The organism is Hymenobacter negativus, from assembly GCF_016056375.1.
Classification (GTDB): Bacteria; Bacteroidota; Bacteroidia; order Cytophagales; family Hymenobacteraceae; genus Hymenobacter; species Hymenobacter negativus_A.
On sequence record NZ_JAEDAE010000007.1, the window covers coordinates 261,490 to 281,258 of the forward strand.

Genomic DNA, 19,769 nt, shown 5'->3' on the forward strand with positions numbered 1-19,769 from the left:
GACGAACCGTGCGTCTGCTACTCATTCATGGATACCAAGAAAAATAATTCCCTTGAAACCTTCGTCGAGCGGCACCGTGCCGATTTCGACACCCACGAGCCGCGTCCTGACCTCTGGGCCGCGCTGGAGGAAAAGCTCAATGCCGCCACGCCCGCGCCCCAAATCCCGGCCATGCGCGTGGCCGAGGCTGTGGAGGTGCCTTTTGTGGCGCCCGTGGCCGCGGCAGCTCCCGTTGTTCAGCCCGAAGCCCGCCTCCGCTGGTTTCAGCGCTACGGCGTAGCGGCGGCGCTGGCCCTGCTCGTGTTCGCTGCCGGGGCCAGCGAGGCTTGGAAGTCTCGCAGTGCCGCGCCCGAAACGGCCGTAGCGGCCGCGCCTGCTGCCTCGCTCAGTGCCACTGCTACTGAACCCGACGCGGCGCTGTACCAGGGCGGCAACCCGCTCTCCCTCACGGCCGCCGAGCACACCACCGGCGCCGACAGCCAACTGGTGCGCGCCGTGCGTGGCATGGAAGCCTACTACACCAACCAGCTGGCCCGCCGCCAGGCCGAGCTGAGCCAACTAAGCGGCCCCGGCATGGCTGCCATGAATGCCGACTGGCAGCACGAGTTGGTGTCGCTTGATTCCAGCTACCGCGAGCTCAAGCAGCAGCTGCTGCACCACCCGCAGCCCGATGCCGTGCTCACGGCCATGAACCGCAACCTACAAATCCGCCTCGACATTCTGGACCGGCAGCTGAACCTGGGCAACAATGCTCAGGCAGCGCCCAACACTAGCTCTTACGTGCTGGCCGATAGCCGGCGCCAGGCCGAATGAACCATGACCTAGGCTTCCGAATGGGCCGCCTGTTGGTGCTGTGCGGCGGGCTGCTGGGCCTGTTGAGCCCGCGCAGCATTCAGGCGCAGGACCGCCAAACCCGCTGGGTGGTGGTTGGCCACGGCGTGGCCATCAACATTCTCACCCCCGAAGCGCGCCGCGCCGAAGCTGCCTTGTTTGGTTCGGTGCCGGAACCCGAGCAACAGCCTCAGCTGCAACCCCAGGCGCCGCAGAACCCGCTGGTGGACCAGACCGACGGCCAGGGCAGTGCCAGCCTGCAAGTGGAGCAGCGCCGCCACCTGGTGCGCAGCTACGTGGTGCCAAAAACCGGCCGGCCGTTTTCGCTCGATACGCGCTACGGCCGGGTGCAAATCAACACCTGGAATAAGAAGGAAATAAAGGTGGATGCCGAACTGGTGGCGCGCTCGGAGAGCAACGCCGGCGCCCGTCAGATTCTGGATGCGCTGGGCGTGCAGTGGCTTGATTACGACGCCAAAACCGGCGGCGTGGCCGTGAGTACGCAGTTTGGCCCCGCGTTGCGCGGCCGGGCCGGCGGCTGCCGCTACGAGGTGAACTACACCGTGTGGCTGCCCCGCACCACGGCCCTGAAAATCTACAACAACTTTGGCGAGGTGACCCTGGCCAATGATGTGAGCGGCTCTACTGAGCTGGCCGTGGAATACGGCACCCTGCGCACCGCCCGCCTCGAAGGCCCCCGCAACCTCATCCGCATCGGCAATGGCGACTGCCGCATTCCCTTTGCCAGCCGCGCCAGCATCGACGCCAGCTACGCCCAGCTGCGCCTCGACACGGGCACCACGGTGGACCTGCGCAACAACTATTCTGACGTGGACATCGGCACGGTGCAGGACCTAACCGTGCACAGCAAGTACGGCGACGTGGCCCTGGGCACCGTGCGCAACCTGCGTGGCTCGTCGGGCTACTCGCGCTTCACCATCGAAAAACTCGACGAAGCCCTTGATATGGCCCTGCGCTACTGCCCCGATTTTGTGGTGCGCGACATGGGGGCCAATTTCCGTCAGGTAAACCTTGACGGCGGTTTCAGCACCATCCGGCTGGGCTTTGCCGAAACGCCCGCTTTCCGCTTCGATGTGAGCACCGAGCAGGGCCAACTGCTGGTCGATAAAAACCTGGTGCGCGTGCTCTCGCAGGAAAACGGCCCGCAAACCAGTGACGTGCTGGGCACCTTTGGGGCCGCCGCCCCGGCGCGTGGTGCCGGCAACGTGAACATTAAGGTGCGCTACGGCACGGTGCGGTTCAGCAAATAGGGCGGTTTGATTGCTAGCGGTTACGGTCAACCCGTTCCTGAGCGTTGTGTATAAAAGGGCAGCAGCGGCCCGCCCGGCTCTAAGCCGGGCGGGCCGCTGAGCGTTAGGGCTATTGGGTAAGGAATCTGCCTGCCAGGATGGGTAAAAATGAAATTATGGATATGCTACTGTAGTGCTTATCTTGCACCAGGGAAAGTGTAATGCTTTGTCGAAATTATTGTAATCGGCCGCTTTCCTGGTTTCTGTTTCTGCGGTTTCATTTTACGCTTTTACCTACTTTTTATGGTGCAAAAATTACTTTCTTTTTCGTTGCGGGGGGCGCTGACGGGTGCCCTTTTTTTATTGTTGATGCTGGGGTCGAGGGCGGGATGGACGCAGCCCATCAGCGGCACCAAAGCCATTCCTGGGGATTACGCTTCGCTGACCGCCGCTTTTACCGACCTGACCGCCAAGGGCGTAAACGGGCCGGTGGTGTTGGAGCTGCAATCGGCGTATGTTCCCGTCGCGGCCGAAATATCCGGCGGCATTGTGTACAGCTTTACCGGGGGCTCGGCCACCAACACCATCACCGTGCGGCCCGCGGCTGGTGCCAACGGGCTCAGCATAAGTAGCTCGACCAACACTGGTCCCATGTTCAGCATCAGCGGCGGGCGCAACCTGATACTCGACGGCCGGCCGGGCGGGTCGGGGAGCCCGGTTTCGGGCACCATCACGGCCAATGACCTCACCATCGCCAACAGCAATACCGGCGGTGGTACCAGCGCCGTTGCCTTTACCAGCGACGCGACCTTTAACACCGTGCAGCATTGCCAACTGCGGGCGGCTACGGTGGCAGCTTTTGGCGGGGGCGTGGTGTACTTTGGCTCGGGCACCAACGGCAACAGCAACAACACCGTGCAGTACAACGACCTGCGCGAGTCGGCCGGTGGCACGCCCACCGCGGGCGTGCTCTGCACCAGTGCTAAAAACGCGGCCAACGCCATTCAGGGCAACAACATCTACAATTTCTTCCGCAACAGTGCTTCCGACTGCTACGGCATTTACCTGAGCAGCGCCGGCGACGGCTGGACCATTGCTGACAACAGCCTGTATCAAACGGCCAACCGCGTGGGGCCGGGCAACGCCTACATGTACGGCATCAACCTGGCGACAGGCAACAGCCACCTGGTTTCGGGCAACTACATCGGCGGGCAGGCCCCCACCTGCGGCACGGCCGGTGCGCCGCTCACCATCAACGGAACGGCCGCGGCTTACAAGTTTGCCGGGATTATTTCGGTGGGCTCTACCACAACGGCCAACAGCCTGCAAGGCAATACCATCGCCAATATTACGTGGCTGACTACCAGCGCCGGAGCAGGAACCGGAGGTATTTTTTCGGGTATTTACATCGGCACGGGCAGCGTGAATATTGGCACCGTGACGGGCAATAACATCGGCACGCTGGCGCTGCCTATTACGTGCAGCGAGGTGACCAATAACGGCGGGGTGTTGAATGGCATCAGCGTCAACAGCTCCGCTTCGGTGGGAGCCGTCAATATTTCCCAAAACACGATTCAGAACATCACGGCGGTGGGCGGAACCGCGAGCGTGGGTGCCTCGGTAAAAGGTATTTACGTGCTGGGCGGAACGGGGATTGTGCTGAGCCGAAACCGGATTTTCAATCTGGCGTCGACCGTTGTCAGCAACTCAACGGCCACCTGCTTTGGCCTGGACGTGCAGCCGGGAAACAGCGTCGTCAGCACCATCACTAACAACCTGATTGGCGACTTGCGCGCCCCGGCCGCCAACAGCAGCGCCAACGCGGTAATTGGCATCTCGCTGAGCAGCACCAGTGTGGCCAACGTGTACTACAATACCGTGAACCTGAGCGCCAGCAGCACCGGAACCGCCTTCGGCAGCTCGGCCCTGTCGGCCTCGACGGCCGTGAACCTGGACCTGCGCAACAACATTCTGGTGAACACCTCAACGCCCGGCAGCGCGTCGGGCCTGACGGTGGCCCTGCGCCGCAGTGCGGCGGCTACTGCGACGAACTTCTTGGAAACCTCGAACAACAACCTGCTCTACGGGGGAGCGGCGGCCGCCAACAAGCTGCTGTATTCGGACGGTACCGCCGCCGTACAAACGCTGACGGCGTATAAAAACCTGCTCACTACACTGGCGGGCCGCGAGTTGTACACGGTGACGGAACTGCCACCGTTCCAGTACACGGCCGTTACGGATGCGGCTTCGCTGGCGGGCTACCTGCACATTGCCGCCGGCACGGCCACGCAGGTGGAAAGCGGCGGGCAGCCGGTGGCAGGCCTCGCCACCGATTACGACGCCCAAACCCGTGCTACTGACTTTCCTGACATCGGTGCCGACGAAGGGTCTTTTCTTCTCAGCGACAAAACCCAGCCGGCTATTCGCTTCACCGCCCTGGGCAATGGTCCGGTGGCCGCTTCGCGGGCGCTGGGCAGCGTCGTCATTGCCGACCCCAGCGGCGTGGGCCTCGACAACAGCAGCCTGGCCACGGCCGGCCCCTACGTGTACTACCGCAAGGGCACGGCGGGCAACTATGTGCAAGCCGCCTACACCAGCGTGAGTGGCACGGGCAACACCCGCACCTTTGGTTTCACGCTCGACTACGCACTGGTGGGGGGCGTGGTGGCCGGCGATGTTATTCAGTACTACCTCGCGGCGCAGGACGCGGCGGCGACGCCTAACGGCGGCACGTTTGTGCCCAACGTAGGAGCCATTCTCACCAACGCCAACCCGCCCGGCACCACCAGTGCGGCCACCTTCACCGCCACGCCCAGCCAGTACACCATCGTGCCCACCATTCCGGCCACGGTGTACGTGGGCACCGACCCCGGCAGCGGGGCCACGTTCTACCCGTCCCTCACGAAAGCCGGCGGCTTGTTTGCGGCGCTCAACGCGGGATTTGTCACGCAGAATGTGACGGCCGTTGTGAATGCTAACTTGGCCGGAGAAGATGGGGCCAACGCCCTGAATGCCCTGACCACTGACGGAGGAACGTACTCGCTCACTATTCAATCGGACGGCACGGCGCGTACCGTGGTGGGCACCGGCGTGGCCACGGCCAACGCGGGCGGGCTCATCCGCTTCAACGGCGCGCAGAACGTGACAGTGAGCGGGGGCACGGGCGCGGCCCGCAACCTGTTGTTTCGGACGACGACCACCACGGGGGTGCCCGTGTTTGGCTACTACAACGACGCACGCTTTATCACGCTCAACAACCTGACCATCGAAAGCAACAACGTGGCCGGGCCTTTTGGCACCAACCCTGGCACGGTAGGCTTCTACACGGGGGCGTCGGGCACCGGCGGCAACCGCAATAACGTGCTCGACGGCTGCGAAATTCGCAACCGCAGCGACATTGCCGCCACCATCGCCACCAACCCCGGCCTAGCGGTGTACTCGGGCACCACTGCCACCACCGGTACCAACAGCAACAACACGCTGCGCAACTGCAACGTGTTCGACTTTGCCAACTACGGCCTGTACCTGGCCACCACCGGCGGGGGCGACAACTGGACGGTGGGTGGCACGGGGGCCGGCAACAATTTCTACCTCACCACGGCCACGACCACCAGCGCCGTGAGTCCGGTGTACGTCAATGCCGGGGCCGGGCACGTCATCACGTATAACAACCTGTACACCACCGGTACTATGTCGGGCAACTATACCGGCATCAACGTGACGGGCGGCAACGGGCTGGTTATTTCCAACAACACCATCGGCGGCTCGCAGGCCGGCGCGGGTGGCAACCCGCTCACGGCCAGCGGTTCGGGGCAGTTTGCGGCCATTTCGCTGTCGGCGGGTGCCGGCTCGGTAGCCAGCCCCTACGCCCTGGTGCAAAACAACGTCATCAGGAATCTGGCGCAAACCAGCCTCAGCAGCGCCTCAGTATATGGGATATACGTGTTGGGCGGGGCGGTCAATGTCAGCGGCAACATGGTGGGCGACCCCGGTGCCGTGGCTCCGGCAGTAGGCTTCACCGCCGCCTCCACCACGGTGGGCATCTACCTGAGCTTTTCGGCCGCGGCCTCGCTGGTGAATAACAACACCGTGGCGGGCATGACCCTGGTGAGCGGGGCGGCGCCGAGCAGCTTTTTCTCGGGAATTCAGTTGCAGAGCGGTGGCCACACCGTGAGCGGCAACACCGTGAGCGACCTGCGGGTAGCCAGCGGGGCCGGTGCTACCGAAACGCTCTACGGCCTGTACGTGAGCGGGTCGACGGCCGCCAGCATCCAGGGCAATGCGGTGAAGCGGCTGCAGGTGGCCAGCGGGGCCGGCGACAACGCCACCCTGGTGGCGCTGTACGCGGGCGGCGGCGGGGCGCACGCGGTGCAGGGCAACACCATTGGGGTGGGTACTGCCGGCGACGGGTTGGCCAACGGGGCGCGGGCTGCAGCGGGTTCGGTGCAAACAATTGGTATTCAGGCGCTGAGCGGTACTGCCTTGGTGGCTGGCAATACAATTAGTGATATGGGCAATACCAACACCGCCCCCACCACGAACAGCACCAACGTGACGGTGGTGTACGGCATTTCGGCGCTGAACGTGACCGGTCCGCTGGTGGTGCGCAACAACCGCGTGCAGAACCTATACAACGCCGCGCCCTACAACACGCTCGCCAACGTGCAGGAGGGGGTGCAGGCGCTGGCTTTCCGGGGCTCGACCACCAATGCCAGCTTCCAGAACAACCAGATAGCCCTGGTTGGCACCGCCACCTCGAACATCGGCGTGGTTGGCATTGCCAACGCGGCTACCGGCACGGGTAATACGGCCTACTACAACTCGGTGTATGTGAGCGGCATCAGTGGCGCCGGGGTGAAAACCTACGCCTTGCGCCACTACACCACGGTGTCGACGGCCAACCTGCTGCGCCTGCGCAACAACGTGCTGGTGAACGAGCGCACGGGCGGTGTCGGCAACTTTGCCATCGGGACCAGTTCGACGCTGGCCGGCGCGGCGGCAACCGTGGGCACCACAAATGCCGCCTCGGTTGATTCGGACTACAACGACCTGTATGCGGCGGAGAACACCGCCAAGCAGGGCGAAAACGGTGCCACCGCTCTGGCCTTTGGCACCGTGACCCCGGCCGTTGGCTGGCTAGGCCAAACCGGCAACCCCGACACCAACTCCAAGAACGTCAGGGTAAAATTCAGCGACCCCGCCGCTGGCAACCTCAACCTTGACGCCACCACCAACTGTCAGCTCGACGGCGCGGGGCTGGCCATCGCAGGCGTCGACGGCGAATACGACAACCCCGCCACCAGCCGCCAGACCACGCCCGACTTAGGGGCCGACGAGTTCAGCAGCGCGACGCAGGCCGCAGCGCTGGCCACCACCACCGCCCAAACGGTGTGCCCGGGCGGCGCGGGCACGCTCACGCTGAGCCTGGCCGGCAACGGCGGGCCGTTCACGGTGGTGTATTCCAACGGCACCGCCAATACGACCCTGACCGGCGCCACCAACGCCCAAACGGTGAGCGTGCCGCTGGTGGGCAGCACCACCACGTACACGCTGGTGAGCGCCACCGATGCCTACGGCTGCGCCCTGAGCGTGACGCCCGCCAGCAGCACCTTGACCTTGAGCGAAGCCACCACGACCACCTGGAATGGAAGCGCCTCGACCGACTGGTTTGCCGCCGCCAACTGGACCAACTGCGTACCGGGCAGCAATACCGACGCGACCATTGCAGCCGGGGCATCCAACTACCCCGTGCTGAATTCCGGCATCTCCGCCGTGCGCACCCTCGCCATTGCCAGCGGGGCCAGCCTGGCCCAGAGCGGTGGCACGCTGAAGGTGTACGGCAACCTGAGCAACACCGGCACCGCCAGCCTGACCGGTGGCACGGTAGCCTTGCTGGGCACCTCGCCACAGGTAACGGGCCTGAGCACGTTCTACGCCCTGGAGGTGAACCTGAACAGCGGCACCATGGCGCTAAGCAACCCCACCAGCATCAGCAGCCGCCTGACCATGACGCAGGGCGTGCTGAATACCAGCGGCTACGCCCTCACGCTGCCTGCCGGCTCCACGCTCTCCGAAACCGAAACCAGCTACGTGCTGGGCACCGTGAGCGCGCCCGGCCGTACCCTGGTGGCTGGAACGGCCGAGAACTTCGGCGGCATTGGCCTGATGCTGACGCCGGCCACGGGCTCCGCCAGCCCCGGCCTCACGCCGGTGGTGCGCACCACCGGCACGGCCCTCACGGGCGCGGGCACCAGCGTCAGCATCAAGCGCTACTTCGACATTCAGCCCGCCGTGAACACCGGCCTGAACGTGGCCATGGATTTCAGCTACTTCACCCACGAGTTGAATGGCATTCCGAGCGCCAACTTGGCCTTGTTTAAATCGGTAACGACCACGGCCGGGCCCTGGGCCAACCAATCGCCCATCACGGCCACCGGCAACACCATCAGCAAAGCCGGCATCGCCGATTTCTCCATCTGGACGCTCGGCAACAGTGCCAACCCGCTGCCCGTGGAGCTTACGGCCTTCACTGCCGAGCGCCAGGGCACCAGTGCCGTCTTGGCCTGGACCACCGCCAGCGAGAAGAACAACCGGGGCTTTGAAGTGCAGGTGAGCACCGACGGGCGCAACTTCCGCGAGCTGGGCTTTGTGGCCGGCGCTGGCAGCAGCATCGCCGCGCACGCCTACGCCTTCTCCGACCAGGAAGCCGGCAAAGCCGGCCTGCGCTACTACCGCCTGCGCCAGCTCGACCTGAATGGCACGGCCACGTTCTCGCCCGTCCGCGCCCTAACGTTCGGCCCGGGCGAGGCCAACGCCCTGCGCCTGACGGCCGCGCCCAACCCATTCCGGCAGATTCTCACCCTGACCGTGGACGTGCCCTTGGGCACTGCTGCCGCTCCTGCTCAGCTCACCCTGACCGACGCTGCCGGCCGCACCCTGCTGAAACAGGGCACCGCTACGCTGGTAGCCGGCCCCAACACGGTAGAGCTGCCCGAGCTGGCTGGCCTGGCCAGTGGCGTGTATTTCGTGCACCTGGCCCTGCCCGGCCAGCCCGCGCAGCACCTGAAGGTGGTGAAGGAATAACCGCCACCTGCCGTTGTTTGCTCAACGCCCACTGGCTTCTGTCAGGGGGCGTTGTTGTTGGGGGGAGGTAGGAGCGGGGCCGCGCTGATTACCTTCGGCCATGAAATTGTTCCTTCTGGCAGGGCTGGGACTGGTGGCGGGCCCGCTGCTGGCTCAGCCCACCGCTCCGGCTTCGCTCGTGTCCACCGCCCCGCACTCCACCCTGAAAACCCACGCCCTGCGCCTGCGCCCCGGCGACGACCTTCGCCAGCAACTCACGGCCTTTGTGCTGGCCAACCATATCCAGGCGGGCACCATGCTTACCTGCGTGGGCAGCCTCACGGTGGCCACGCTGCGGCTGGCTAACCAAGAAGGTCCTTCGGTTTATAAAGGGCATTTCGAGATTGTGTCGCTGGTCGGCACGCTTTCCACCAATGGCTCGCACCTGCATTTGGCCGTTTCGGATAGTACCGGGCGCACCATCGGCGGGCATCTGCTGGATGGCTGCAAGGTGTACACCACGGCCGAAATCGTGCTGGGCGAGCTGCCGCAGCTGGAATTTCGGCGCGAGAAAGACGACACGTTTGGCTACCAGGAACTGGTGGTGCGGCCCGCGCCTGCGCCGGTTGGTGAAAAGGGCAAAGCACGCAAGCACTAAAACGTACCTTCGCCCCATGACTAACGCCGCCGATACCCCGCAGGCCGCCGCTTTCCGCCGCCAGGTGCTGAACCCCATGAAGCTGCGGCTATTTATGCTGCGCAAGCTGCCCATGGCGTGGCTGGCGGGCCTGCGCCTCACGCAGCTCACGCCGGAGTCGGCCACGGTCACCATCCGCTACAAATACCTCACCCAAAATCCCTTCCGCAGCCTCTACTTCGCTTGCCTGGCCATGGCGGCGGAGTTGGCCAGCGGTATTCAGGCCATGATGCACGTGCAGGCGGGCGGGCCGGTTTCGATGCTGGTAGTAGGCATTCAGGGCGACTTTACGAAGAAAGCCGTAGGCCTCATCACCTTCACCTGCCCCGATGGTCCGCACATTGCTCAGGCCATTGCGGAGAGCCGCGCTACTGGCGAAGGCCGCACCGTGGTGTGCACCAGCACCGGCGTGGACGAGGCCGGCGACGTGGTAGCCGTGTTCAAGCTCACCTGGTCGTTTCGGGCGAAGAAGTAGGTTTTACGCGCTGCGTAGCCGAGTCTTATTTTAAAATCTGCCAGTGGATAAAAGAACCTGCGCCTATCGCAACAGCCACTCCAGCTAGTCGCTTGATACGGTCTTTTACAATCAGTTTACTGTTGTAGGCATTGGCAACAGCCAGGGGCAGAAAGTAGCCACGCCAAGCGTTGTCGGGACTTGAAAGAGCCCAGGTTTCGCCACAATTCGGGCACTGATAAAGCTGCTCAGGAGCCATAACGGCCAAACCCTGGGTTAGAATGCGTGGCAAAGGCAATAGCTGCCGATGCACCAGTTTCTGATGTAGCTCAGCTTCAAAAGCCTCGAATTCCCAGTAAGAGGGAAAACCGGCAAAGCCAGAAGAGAAGCAGCTTGGACACACGGTAAGTAGGGTTTTACTCCTGCACCGAGCTTATCACGTCTACCATGCCGTCCTCGCTCACTACCACGGCGATGCAGGGATAGTCGGAGCTTTCTATGTAGCGCAGGGCCGAGTTGTAACGGGCCCCGCGGGTGCCGTCGCCCCGGCCCGAGGCGCGGCCGTCGAGAATCACGCCAATGGAGTAGCAGTAGCCGTCGGGGTCGAGCAGCACCGCCCCGTCGATGCTGGTGACGAGGCGGGTGATGAGCGGGGTGAGCGGCACGGGCTCGATGAGCGTGCACTGCAGCTTGAGGCGGTCAGCTTCGGCCAGGGCTTCGGTGGTAATGACGAGAAGCGTGCCGTGCTTCTGGCGGCTGGCTTCGAGCACCACGTCCCAGAGACGTTCCACCTTGGGCGCATCGGTGAGGGCGAAGGTGCGTTTGAGCGACTTGCGGAAGGCCGTGCGGCTGAGGCGGGTGCGCGGCAGGCCGGGCAAGCCGTAGTGCGAGCGCATGAGCACTTGCCCGGCGTGCTGCAACTCCCAGGCGTAATGCGTCACGAAATTGATGACGAACAAGTCCTCGCGCACGGCATCGTAGTGGCCCACCTGCTTGCCCAGGGCGTACACGTTTTCGCCGTCGGCCAGCAGGTGCACGTCGGGCGTGGTCATCTCCAGCAGCTTGCGCACGGCGCGGTAGTCCGTGAGCTCGGTGGGGCAGGTGAGGGCAAATATCTCCTCAATGTTGGGGTGGCCGCGCCGGGCCATCAGCAGCTTGCCCACGCCCTCGGCCCCCTCGTAGCGCAGGCTGCTGATGGTGTTGCAGGTGGCAAACAGCTTCGTGACGGCCGGGTCGAGGCCCAGGGCCTGGGCCGGCGTGTCGAGGAACGTTTTGCCGGCGGCGCGCAGCAACTCCTCGCTCTCGCGGGGCCGCACGAAGATGCTGGCGCCCGGCTCGGGTTCGCTCAGCGCCTTCACGCCTTCCTCGTTGAAGCGGTACATGGCCGCCAGCAGCAGCGACGGGGCCAGCGGCTTGCCATCGGTGTAGTAGCGGGCGGGCTGCAGTGATGGGTAGGCCTTCAGCGGCTTGCGCATCAGGCGCAGCACCGTCACCACAAAGTAGCCGTTGATTTCGACCGGCCAGCCGCCAAAGTGCTGGTACTGGCCCTGTTCGTCAAGCTCATTCAGGGTTTCCTGCACCGCATCCCGAATGCCAATGCCCTGGTGCTTGCGCCGGATGGCGGCGGCGGGCACGTCGTCGCGGTCGGGGAAGGGCCAGGGGGTGGTAAGCTGCTTCACGCGGCCCCGGGCCACGGCATCCGAAAAGGCCGCGGCGGGCAGGCTGGTATCGGTGGGTTCGAGGCAGCGGGCGGGGTGCGCGTCGTCGGCGGGCAGGGCCAGCAATATCACGAAGGGCTTTAGGTCGTCGTCGAGGGCATCGAATAAGTCCTGGGCCAGGGCCTGGGCGCCCTCGCGGTAGCGCACCTGGTGGGGCCAGATTTGGGCGGGCGGCGTGACGGTGGCGGGCAGTTTAGAGACAACGATGGAGCAGGCGGAGAACATGGGCGGGGCAGGGGAGAAGTGGCAAAAAGCCCCCCTCACTTGGTAAGGAGGGGTTGTTTCAGCGCAGCTGAAACGGAAGGAGTTATAGGCGTTGACGAGTTTACGTAATGATGCCAGCAGTTGTCATCCAACGTCCGAAACCACCCCAGCGTCCGCTTCGCGGCTACGTCCCCTCCCTGGCGCGGAGGGTAGTTGCAGCCTACAACTGGAATAGAACAGGCAACACCATCTTTTGCTTCATCGGCTTGCCCTGAAACATGGCCGGCTCCCACTTCGGGGCGGCCTTTATCAGGCGCAGCGCTTCTTCGTCAAGGCCGGAGCCCATCTTCTTGATAACGCGCGCATCGGTCAGGGTACCATCCTTTTGCACCATGAATTCGACCATCACCTTGCCCTCTATTTTGCGCTTGCGGGCCAGGTCCGGGTATTTCTGATTTTTTTCAATCCACTCGAAAAAAGCCTGGTTGCCGCCCACGGGCTGGGTGGGGCGGTCGGGGGCCACCACGGCGGGGCGGTCGGGGTTGGCCGAGGCGGCAATGTCGGCGGCCGAGGTGGTGATGGGCCGCTCCTTGGCCGGCCCGCCGATGGTGACGGTGCTGCCCGGCGACATCACAAACGACACCGGCACCACCACGCGCTGGCGCACCACCTGGTTGCGGTGCTTGGCGGGCGTCCACTTGGGGCCGCTTTTGATGAGGCGAATGGCTTCGGCATCGAGCTCAGGCGACACGGGCGTTTCTACCTTCACCTCGTTCACGGTACCGGTTTTTTCCACCACGAAGCTCACCTTCACCGTGCCCTGAATGCCTTTTTGCATGGCACTGGCGGGGTATTTCTGGTGCGCGGCCAGAAACTGTGCGTAGCGCTCGGTGCCCCCGAGGGGCACGGCGGGCTGCTGCACCGAGTCGTACACGGCATTGGCCGAGGGCTTGGGCGGCATTTTGCGCTTCTGGGCGTGGGCCGACAGGCTACTAAAACTAAGGCCGCCAAGCAGCAGGAGCATTGGGATTTTCATGCGTAGAACAGGGAGAAGGGGAGGGGAAATGAAAAAGACAGTTTCAGCGCAAAGGCCGTGCCCGCCGAAATAGTGCCGGCGCGCTGCGCAAAGAACGGCAGCCCGCGCCCCGTCTGGTTTCGCCTTCCCTGCTATTATGACGTTCTTTGACGCGAAATACTGCATCCCTCAACGCATAATAGCATGACAACCGAAAGCCGCGCCCCCGAACCCGTGGGCGCCTACCCCTACACCCGCCGCGTGGGCAACCTGTTGTTTCTGTCCGGCGTGGGGCCGCGGCAGCGCGGCCAGAAGGCCATTCCCGGCGTGGAGCTGGACGCCGACGGCAATATCCTGCGCTACGACTTTGAAAGCCAGTGCCGCGCCGTGTTCCAGAACGTGCGCTACATCCTGGAAGAAGCCGGGGCCGCGTGGGACGATTTGGTGGACGTGACCGTATTCCTGACCAACATGAAGGACGACTTCCCGACCTACAATCACCTCTACGCTGAGTACTTTGCCACGGCCCAGCCCTGCCGCACCACCCTCGAAATAAACTGCCTGCCCACGCCCATCGCCATCGAGCTCAAGTGCATTGCCGCGCTGCCGAATTAATTGGGATTTAATGCTTTTAGTGCAACACCTCGGAAGTTTTAGCGGTAATTGCCCCCAATGTATATCCGTAAAAATCTTCGCTGGAGCGTAGTTTGGCGCCTGACGCGCCGCAGCCTGCTCATTTTTCTCATTTACAATACGTTGGTGTGCCTGTTCTACGGGCCGCTCAACGTGCACGTTCTCGACATTCCGTGGCAGCCCGTGGCGCTGCTCGGCACGGCTGTGGCCTTCTACATCGGCTTCAAAAGCAACGGTTCCTACGACCGGTTCTGGGAGGGCCGGCAGCTCTGGGGCAGCATCGTGAACACGAGCCGCGTGTGGGCCATCCGCACCTTCGATTTTGTGCAGGCCGTGCCCGACGGCGTCGGCCCCGACCCGCGCTACCTCACCGAGCTGCACCGCCGCCTGCTCTACCGCCAGATTGCCTGGGTGAATGCCCTGCGCCTGCACCTGCGCCGCCAAACCGCCGCCCTCTGGGACACCGAAGTGGCCCCCTTTCTGCCCCCCAACGAGGCCGCGCAGGCCAAAAACCTCAGCAACCCGCCCACCCACCTGCTGCGCCGCCAGAGCGTGGAGCTGCGTGAGCTCCATAAGCGCGGCCTCCTCACCGAGTTCCGCCAGGTGGCCCTGTCCCAGACCATCCAGGACCTGCTGAATGCGCAGGGTGGCTGCGAACGCATCAAGAACACGCCGTTTCCGCGTCAGTTTGCCTATTTCAGCTTCGTGTTTGTGTGGGTGTTCGCGGCCATTTTGCCGCTGGGTTTGGTGGAGGAATTCGACAGCCGCCTGGCCCTGGGCCAGTACCACGTCTGGCTGATGGTGCCCTTCTCCGTGCTCGTGTCGTGGGTGTTCAACGTGATTGAAGTGGTGGGCCACACCAGCGAAAACCCCTTCGAAAACGACATCTATGACGTGCCGATGACGTCCATCTGCCGCAGCATCGAAATCGACCTGCGCGAGCTGCTCGAAGAAACCCAGCTGCCGCCCCGCATTGAGCCGGTGAACGACGTGCTGTATTGATTCAAGGTAGATAGTAGAACGCAAATAAAGAACGGTCATGCAGCGCGCAGCGAAGCATGACCGTTGTGGTTTTTAGCATGACCGGTCGGTCTATTTCAATTCCTTGGCGATTCACACAACCCCAATTCGAAACTAAGCTCGACCTAACGCAAAACCGCTCCAGGCGTATGGAAAAACATCTTTTCATCCTTTTCCCAAACGCCTGATGCCACAAGTCCCTAACCCCGCCCGCACCTCGGCCCTTACCAAAACGTCGTGGTTTGGCACCGCGCCCGCCCTGCCCACCTTCGAGCCGCTCGGCGAAGACACCAGTGCCGACGTGGTGGTGGTGGGCGGGGGCATTGCCGGCCTCACCACTGCTTATTTGCTGGGCAGGGAAGGGGTGAAGGTGCTGCTGCTGGAAGACGGCGAGCTGGCCAGCGGCGAAAGCGGCCGCACCACGGCCCACCTCTCCAACGCCCTCGACGACCGCTACACCACGCTGGAAAACCTGTTTGGGCAGGAGGGCGCCCGGCTGGCCGCCGATAGCCACACCGTGGCCATCGCCACCATCGAAGGCATTGTGGCCGAAGAGAAAATCGACTGCGACTTCACCCGCCTCGACGGCTACCTGTTTCTGCCCCAGGGCGGCCACAGCCAGGAGCTGAGCGACGAGCTGGCCGCCGCCCACCGCGCCGGCCTCACCCAGGTAGCGCACCTGGCCGAGGCCAGTACCACGGGCTTTGAGCCGGGCGAATGCCTGCACTTTCCGCAGCAGGGGCAGTTTCACATCCTGAAATACCTGGCCGGGCTGGCCACCGCCATCACCCGGCAGGGCGGTCGCATCTGCACCCGCACGCACGTGAGCGAGGTGCACGGCGGCGCCAATGCCCGCGTGCTCACCGCCACCGGCCACACCGCCACCGCCACCAAGGGCCTCGTCATTGCCACCAACACGCCCTTCAACGACCGGGTGGTGATGCACACCAAGCAGGCCCCCTACCGCACCTACGTGGTGGCCGCCCGCGTGCCCAAAGGCGCCATCACCAAGGCCCTGTACTGGGATACGGCCGACCCCTATCACTATATCCGCCTGCAGGAAGTGGCCGCCGGCCCCCGCGGCGGTGCCGCCAATTACGACCTGCTCATCGTGGGCGGTGAAGACCACAAAACCGGCCAGGAAGACCACCCCGAAGCCCGCCTCGACTGCCTCGAAGAATGGGTGCGCGCCCGTTTTCCCGTGGTGAAGGACTTCGAATACCGCTGGTCGGGCCAGGTGATGGAGCCGCAGGACGGCCTCGCCTTTGCCGGCCGCAACCCCCTCGATTCGGACAACGTCTTCATCATCACCGGCGACTCGGGCCACGGCATGACGCACGGCACCCTCGGCCCGATGATTATCACCGACCTCATCCAGAGACGCCCCAACCCCTGGGCCGCCCTCTACGACCCCGGCCGCGTCACCCTGAAGCGCGAAAGCGCCCAAGAATTCATCCGCGAAAACGTGAACGTGGCCCTCGAATACACCGAACTGCTGACCAGCGGCGACGTAAAAGATGTCGATGAAATTCCCGTCGGCGAGGGCGCTGTGCTCCGCCGCGGCCTCAGCAAAGTGGCCGTGTACAAGGACAACCAGGGTGCCACGCACGAATGCTCGGCCATTTGCCCCCACCTGGGCTGCGTGGTGCACTGGAACAACCTCGAAAAAAGCTGGGACTGCCCCTGCCACGGCTCCCGCTTCACGGCCCTGGGCGAGCTGCTGAGTGGCCCCGCCAATACCGGCCTGGCTGCCGGGTAGTTTCAAGTAACATCCGCGAACCAATAAAATTAGTTCGGACCGCACGTGTAGAGCTTCCAAAGCGGTTACCCGCCGGTAGCAGCGTTCGGCTCCTGCGTAGCAACGCCTGTGCGGGGCGACACTCGTTGAACGTGTGTCGCCCCGCACAGGCGTTGCTGATTTTCGAATTCTGTCTTATCGCACTACTCCACTCCTCCAATGGACGATGGTAACTGTCTGCAGCACGAAGACGTAATTTTGGCCTGATGAAACGCCTTCTCCTGACTTTTGCCAATGCCCTCCGGGGCACGCTGCTGGTCGGCCTGGCAGGTGCTCTGGCCCTCGCCCTGCCCGCCTGCCAGGCCGACCAGCAGCGCCTGGCCCGGCTTGAGGCCGTGCAGCAGCAGCAAACCCAGGAGCTGGCCCGCCTGCGCCGCCAGCTGGCCGACAAGGAAGAAGAGGTAGCCGAGCTCGAAACCTGCGTCGACGACCTGGAAAGCGCCGTGTACGAAGACGATTCGACGGCTTACGACGACGAGCCCGACCGCCCGGCCCTGAAGCAGCTGTAGCAGCGGCAGGTTGCGGGTTCGCTAACCCATTTGGGCCATCTTCGCGTTAATTGCGGCATTACCCGCTTTCGCTGCATGAACGACCAGACGCGCCGGCTCCGCTACTTCTTTTCCGGCCAGAATTTTTCCGATGGGGTGCGCATCACGGTGTCCATTCTGCTGCCGGCCGTGCTGCTGGGGCAGTGGGGCCACTTTGCCGAGGGCCTGAGCATCTCGACCGGGGCCGTGTGCGTGAGCGTGACCGACACGCCCGGCCCCGCCGCGCACCGCCGCAACGGCATGCTGGCCGCCCTGGCGCTGGTGGGCACCACAGCCCTGCTCACCAGCGTGGCCGCCCTCAACGTCTGGACACTGGCCCTGGAAGTCGGCGTGCTGAGCTTTGGGCTGACCATGCTGCTGGTGTGGGGCGCCCGGGCCGGCGCCGTGGGCACCGCCGCCCTGCTCAACGTGGTGTTGCTGCTGGCCCACCCGCCCGCGCTGGCCGATGCGCCGGCCCACGCCGGCCTGCTCCTGCTGGGCGGCATCTGGTACGCAGGGCTGGCCATGGTGGCCTACCAGGTACGGCCCTACCGCCCGGCTCAGCAGGCGCTGGGCGAGTGCATTCACGCCCTGGCGCGGTTTCTGGACCTCAAAGCCAAGTTCTACAACACCGCGACGGCCCTGGATGAAGACTACCGCCAACTGGTGGCCCAGCAAGTAGTAGTGAACGAAAAGCAGGAGGCCGTGCGCGACCTGCTCTTTCGCACCCGCCAGATTGTGAACGAAACCACCACCACCGGCCGCCGCCTGGTGCTCACCTTCGTGGAAACGGTGGACCTGTACGAGCGCATCACGGTGGGGTACTACGACTATTCGGCCGTGCGCGAAACCTTCGGCCACACTAGGATTCTGGACGATGTGGCCCGGCTCATTCGGCACGTGGCCACCGAGCTCGACCACCTCGGCGTGGCCATCCAGACCAACCACGCCCACCCCGGCACCGGCCCCGTGCTCACCGCCGAGTGGGACCGCCTGCAGGCCCGTATCAGTGCCCTCGAAAACACCGCGACGGGCAATGGAAATACGTTGGTATTGAAAAAAATACTGGTGAACCTGCGCGACATCATCCGGCGCGTGGGCAACATCCGCCGCTACTTCGATGAGGCCTTGGCGGCTGCCGCGCCCGCCGCCAGCCGCGCCGCCGAGCACACCCGGTTTGTGGCCCGCCAGGAAATCGAGCTGCGCGCCCTGGGCCAGAACCTCACCCTGAAATCGGCCGTGTTCCGCCACGCCGTGCGCATGATGGTGGCCTGCCTGGTGGCCTACGCCGTGGCCGAAACCCTGTGGCACGGCCAGCACAACTACTGGATTCTGATGACGGTGACCATCATGCTCAAGCCCGGCTTCAGCCTCACGCGGCAGCGCAACACCGAGCGCATCATTGGCACGCTGGCGGGCGGGGCGCTGGGCGGCCTCATCCTGTGGGCAGTGCCGTGGCCCGAGGCCCGGTTTGCCATTCTGGTGGTATTCATGGTGGTGGCCTACAGTTTCCAGCGCACCGTGTACCTGGTCACGGTGGTGTTCCTCACGGCGTACCTGCTCATCATGTTCCGGTTTCTGGGGCTGAGCTACCTGGGCGTGGCGCAGGAGCGCATCGTTGATACACTCATGGGCTGCGCCATTGCGTTTTCGGCCGGTTATTTTCTGTTTCCGAGCTGGGAATCGGAGCAGTTGACCGATTACATGGCCGCCGCCCTGCGTGCCAACCTAGCCTACCTGCGCCAGCTGGCCGACCGCCTCGCTGGCCGCCCCCTCACGCCCAACGAATACCGCCTGCTGCGCAAGGACGTGTACGTGAGCGGGGCCAACCTGGCGGCCGCCTTCCAGCGCATGCTCACCGAGCCCAAAAGCAAGCAGCACCGCCCCACCGAAACCCACGAATTTGTAGTGCTGAACCATATTCTCTCTTCCAACATCGCGGCCCTCACCGGCACCCTGCGCGAGGCCGCGCCCGCCGTGCCGCCCTTCCCGCCCGACAGCCGCCGCGCCCTCACCAGCGCCGTGGCCGCCCTCAGCAAAAGCCTGGCTCGCATCGCGCCAGCCGCCACCCCGCCCCCCGTGGAGCTGGCCGCGCCCGAACCCAACATCTCGGTAGCAGCCGCCGACGACAAGCTGCTGCTGGAGCAGCTCACGTTCCTGCAGAAGGTGAGCGGGGATATCGGGAAAGTGACGGAAGTGCTGGCGGGGTAGGGGCGAAGCGGTACTTTGCCCGCCGTTGCCCGGAATCGTTGTTTTAGCGCGAACGATGGGCGAAGCACCGCTTCGCCCCTACACCTAGCACGGCAGGCGCACCCGCACCCGCGTGCCCACTTTTGGCACCTCAATAGCCACGCTGCCACCCAGGTAGGCCGCCCGGGTGCGCACGCCGCGCAGGCCGATGCCGGTGAGTGGCGTGTCCTCGCCCCGGCCGAAACCACGGCCGTCGTCGGACACGCATAGCTCCAGGGCGGTGGAGTGGCGGCGCAGGTGCACCCGCACCTGCCGGGCCTGGGCGTGGCGCACCGCGTTGTTCACCAGGTCGGCCACGATGCGGAAGGCG

At 64.2% G+C, this 19,769-nt stretch carries 14 protein-coding genes; 10 read left to right on the forward strand and 4 right to left on the reverse strand.

Going from position 1 to position 19,769, the window contains the following annotated elements; translation table 11 throughout:
- Positions 1–27: 27 nt before the first annotated feature.
- The 5 genes from I7X13_RS15815 to I7X13_RS15835 all read left to right on the forward strand — a co-directional run bounded on the left by I7X13_RS15815 (position 28) and on the right by I7X13_RS15835 (position 10,315).
- Entirely contained in the window at positions 28–813 is a 786-nt protein-coding gene (locus I7X13_RS15815) for a hypothetical protein (RefSeq protein WP_198076210.1), read from the forward strand.
- Positions 810–2,102, forward strand: coding sequence for a hypothetical protein (locus tag I7X13_RS15820; RefSeq protein ID WP_198076211.1), 1,293 nt, complete (start codon positions 810–812; stop codon positions 2,100–2,102). Before I7X13_RS15815 ends, I7X13_RS15820 begins: the two co-directional genes overlap by 4 nt.
- Positions 2,103–2,450: 348 nt before the next feature.
- Positions 2,451–9,164 (forward strand): hypothetical protein, encoded by a 6,714-nt coding sequence (locus tag I7X13_RS15825; RefSeq protein WP_198076212.1) that lies wholly within the window; start codon positions 2,451–2,453, stop codon positions 9,162–9,164.
- 100 nt (positions 9,165–9,264) lie between these two features.
- Positions 9,265–9,801 carry a PPC domain-containing DNA-binding protein gene (locus I7X13_RS15830; RefSeq protein ID WP_198067514.1) on the forward strand — a complete coding sequence of 179 codons (537 nt, stop codon included), beginning with the start codon at positions 9,265–9,267 and terminating at the stop codon, positions 9,799–9,801.
- Between the two features lie 16 nt (positions 9,802–9,817).
- Positions 9,818–10,315 (forward strand): PaaI family thioesterase, encoded by a 498-nt coding sequence (locus tag I7X13_RS15835; protein WP_233454809.1) that lies wholly within the window; start codon positions 9,818–9,820, stop codon positions 10,313–10,315.
- Positions 10,316–10,340: 25 nt separating this feature from the next.
- Here I7X13_RS15835 and I7X13_RS15840 read toward each other — a convergent pair whose 3' ends face one another.
- The 3 genes from I7X13_RS15840 to I7X13_RS15850 all read right to left on the reverse strand — a co-directional run bounded on the left by I7X13_RS15840 (position 10,341) and on the right by I7X13_RS15850 (position 13,252).
- Positions 10,341–10,697, reverse strand: coding sequence for a hypothetical protein (locus I7X13_RS15840; RefSeq protein ID WP_198076213.1), 357 nt, complete (start codon positions 10,695–10,697; stop codon positions 10,341–10,343).
- A 13-nt stretch (positions 10,698–10,710) separates the two neighbouring features.
- Positions 10,711–12,237 (reverse strand): DNA integrity scanning protein DisA nucleotide-binding domain protein, encoded by a 1,527-nt coding sequence (locus tag I7X13_RS15845; protein WP_198076214.1) that lies wholly within the window; start codon positions 12,235–12,237, stop codon positions 10,711–10,713.
- Positions 12,238–12,436: 199 nt separating this feature from the next.
- Positions 12,437–13,252, reverse strand: a complete 816-nt coding sequence (locus I7X13_RS15850) for an energy transducer TonB (protein ID WP_198076215.1) — start codon at positions 13,250–13,252, stop codon at positions 12,437–12,439.
- A gap of 183 nt (positions 13,253–13,435) precedes the next feature.
- On the opposite strand from I7X13_RS15850, the gene I7X13_RS15855 reads away from it, so the two are divergent.
- From I7X13_RS15855 to I7X13_RS15875, 5 genes are all read left to right on the forward strand, one after another.
- Positions 13,436–13,846: a RidA family protein gene (locus tag I7X13_RS15855; RefSeq protein WP_198076216.1), complete on the forward strand. Its 411-nt coding sequence runs from the start codon at positions 13,436–13,438 to the stop codon at positions 13,844–13,846.
- 57 nt (positions 13,847–13,903) lie between these two features.
- Positions 13,904–14,866: a bestrophin family protein gene (locus I7X13_RS15860; RefSeq protein WP_198076217.1), complete on the forward strand. Its 963-nt coding sequence runs from the start codon at positions 13,904–13,906 to the stop codon at positions 14,864–14,866.
- Positions 14,867–15,071: 205 nt separating this feature from the next.
- Positions 15,072–16,643: an FAD-dependent oxidoreductase gene (locus tag I7X13_RS15865; RefSeq protein ID WP_198076218.1), complete on the forward strand. Its 1,572-nt coding sequence runs from the start codon at positions 15,072–15,074 to the stop codon at positions 16,641–16,643.
- Between the two features lie 245 nt (positions 16,644–16,888).
- Complete coding sequence (locus I7X13_RS15870) at positions 16,889–17,191, forward strand: hypothetical protein (protein ID WP_198076219.1); 303 nt, start codon at positions 16,889–16,891, stop codon at positions 17,189–17,191.
- Positions 17,192–17,266: 75 nt separating this feature from the next.
- On the forward strand, positions 17,267–19,420 hold the full coding sequence (locus tag I7X13_RS15875; protein ID WP_198076220.1) for an FUSC family membrane protein: 2,154 nt from the start codon (positions 17,267–17,269) through the stop codon (positions 19,418–19,420).
- Positions 19,421–19,504: 84 nt separating this feature from the next.
- Here I7X13_RS15875 and I7X13_RS15880 read toward each other — a convergent pair.
- Positions 19,505–19,769 (reverse strand): sensor histidine kinase (locus tag I7X13_RS15880; RefSeq protein WP_233454810.1); only part of this gene is annotated, 265 nt, incomplete at its 5' end.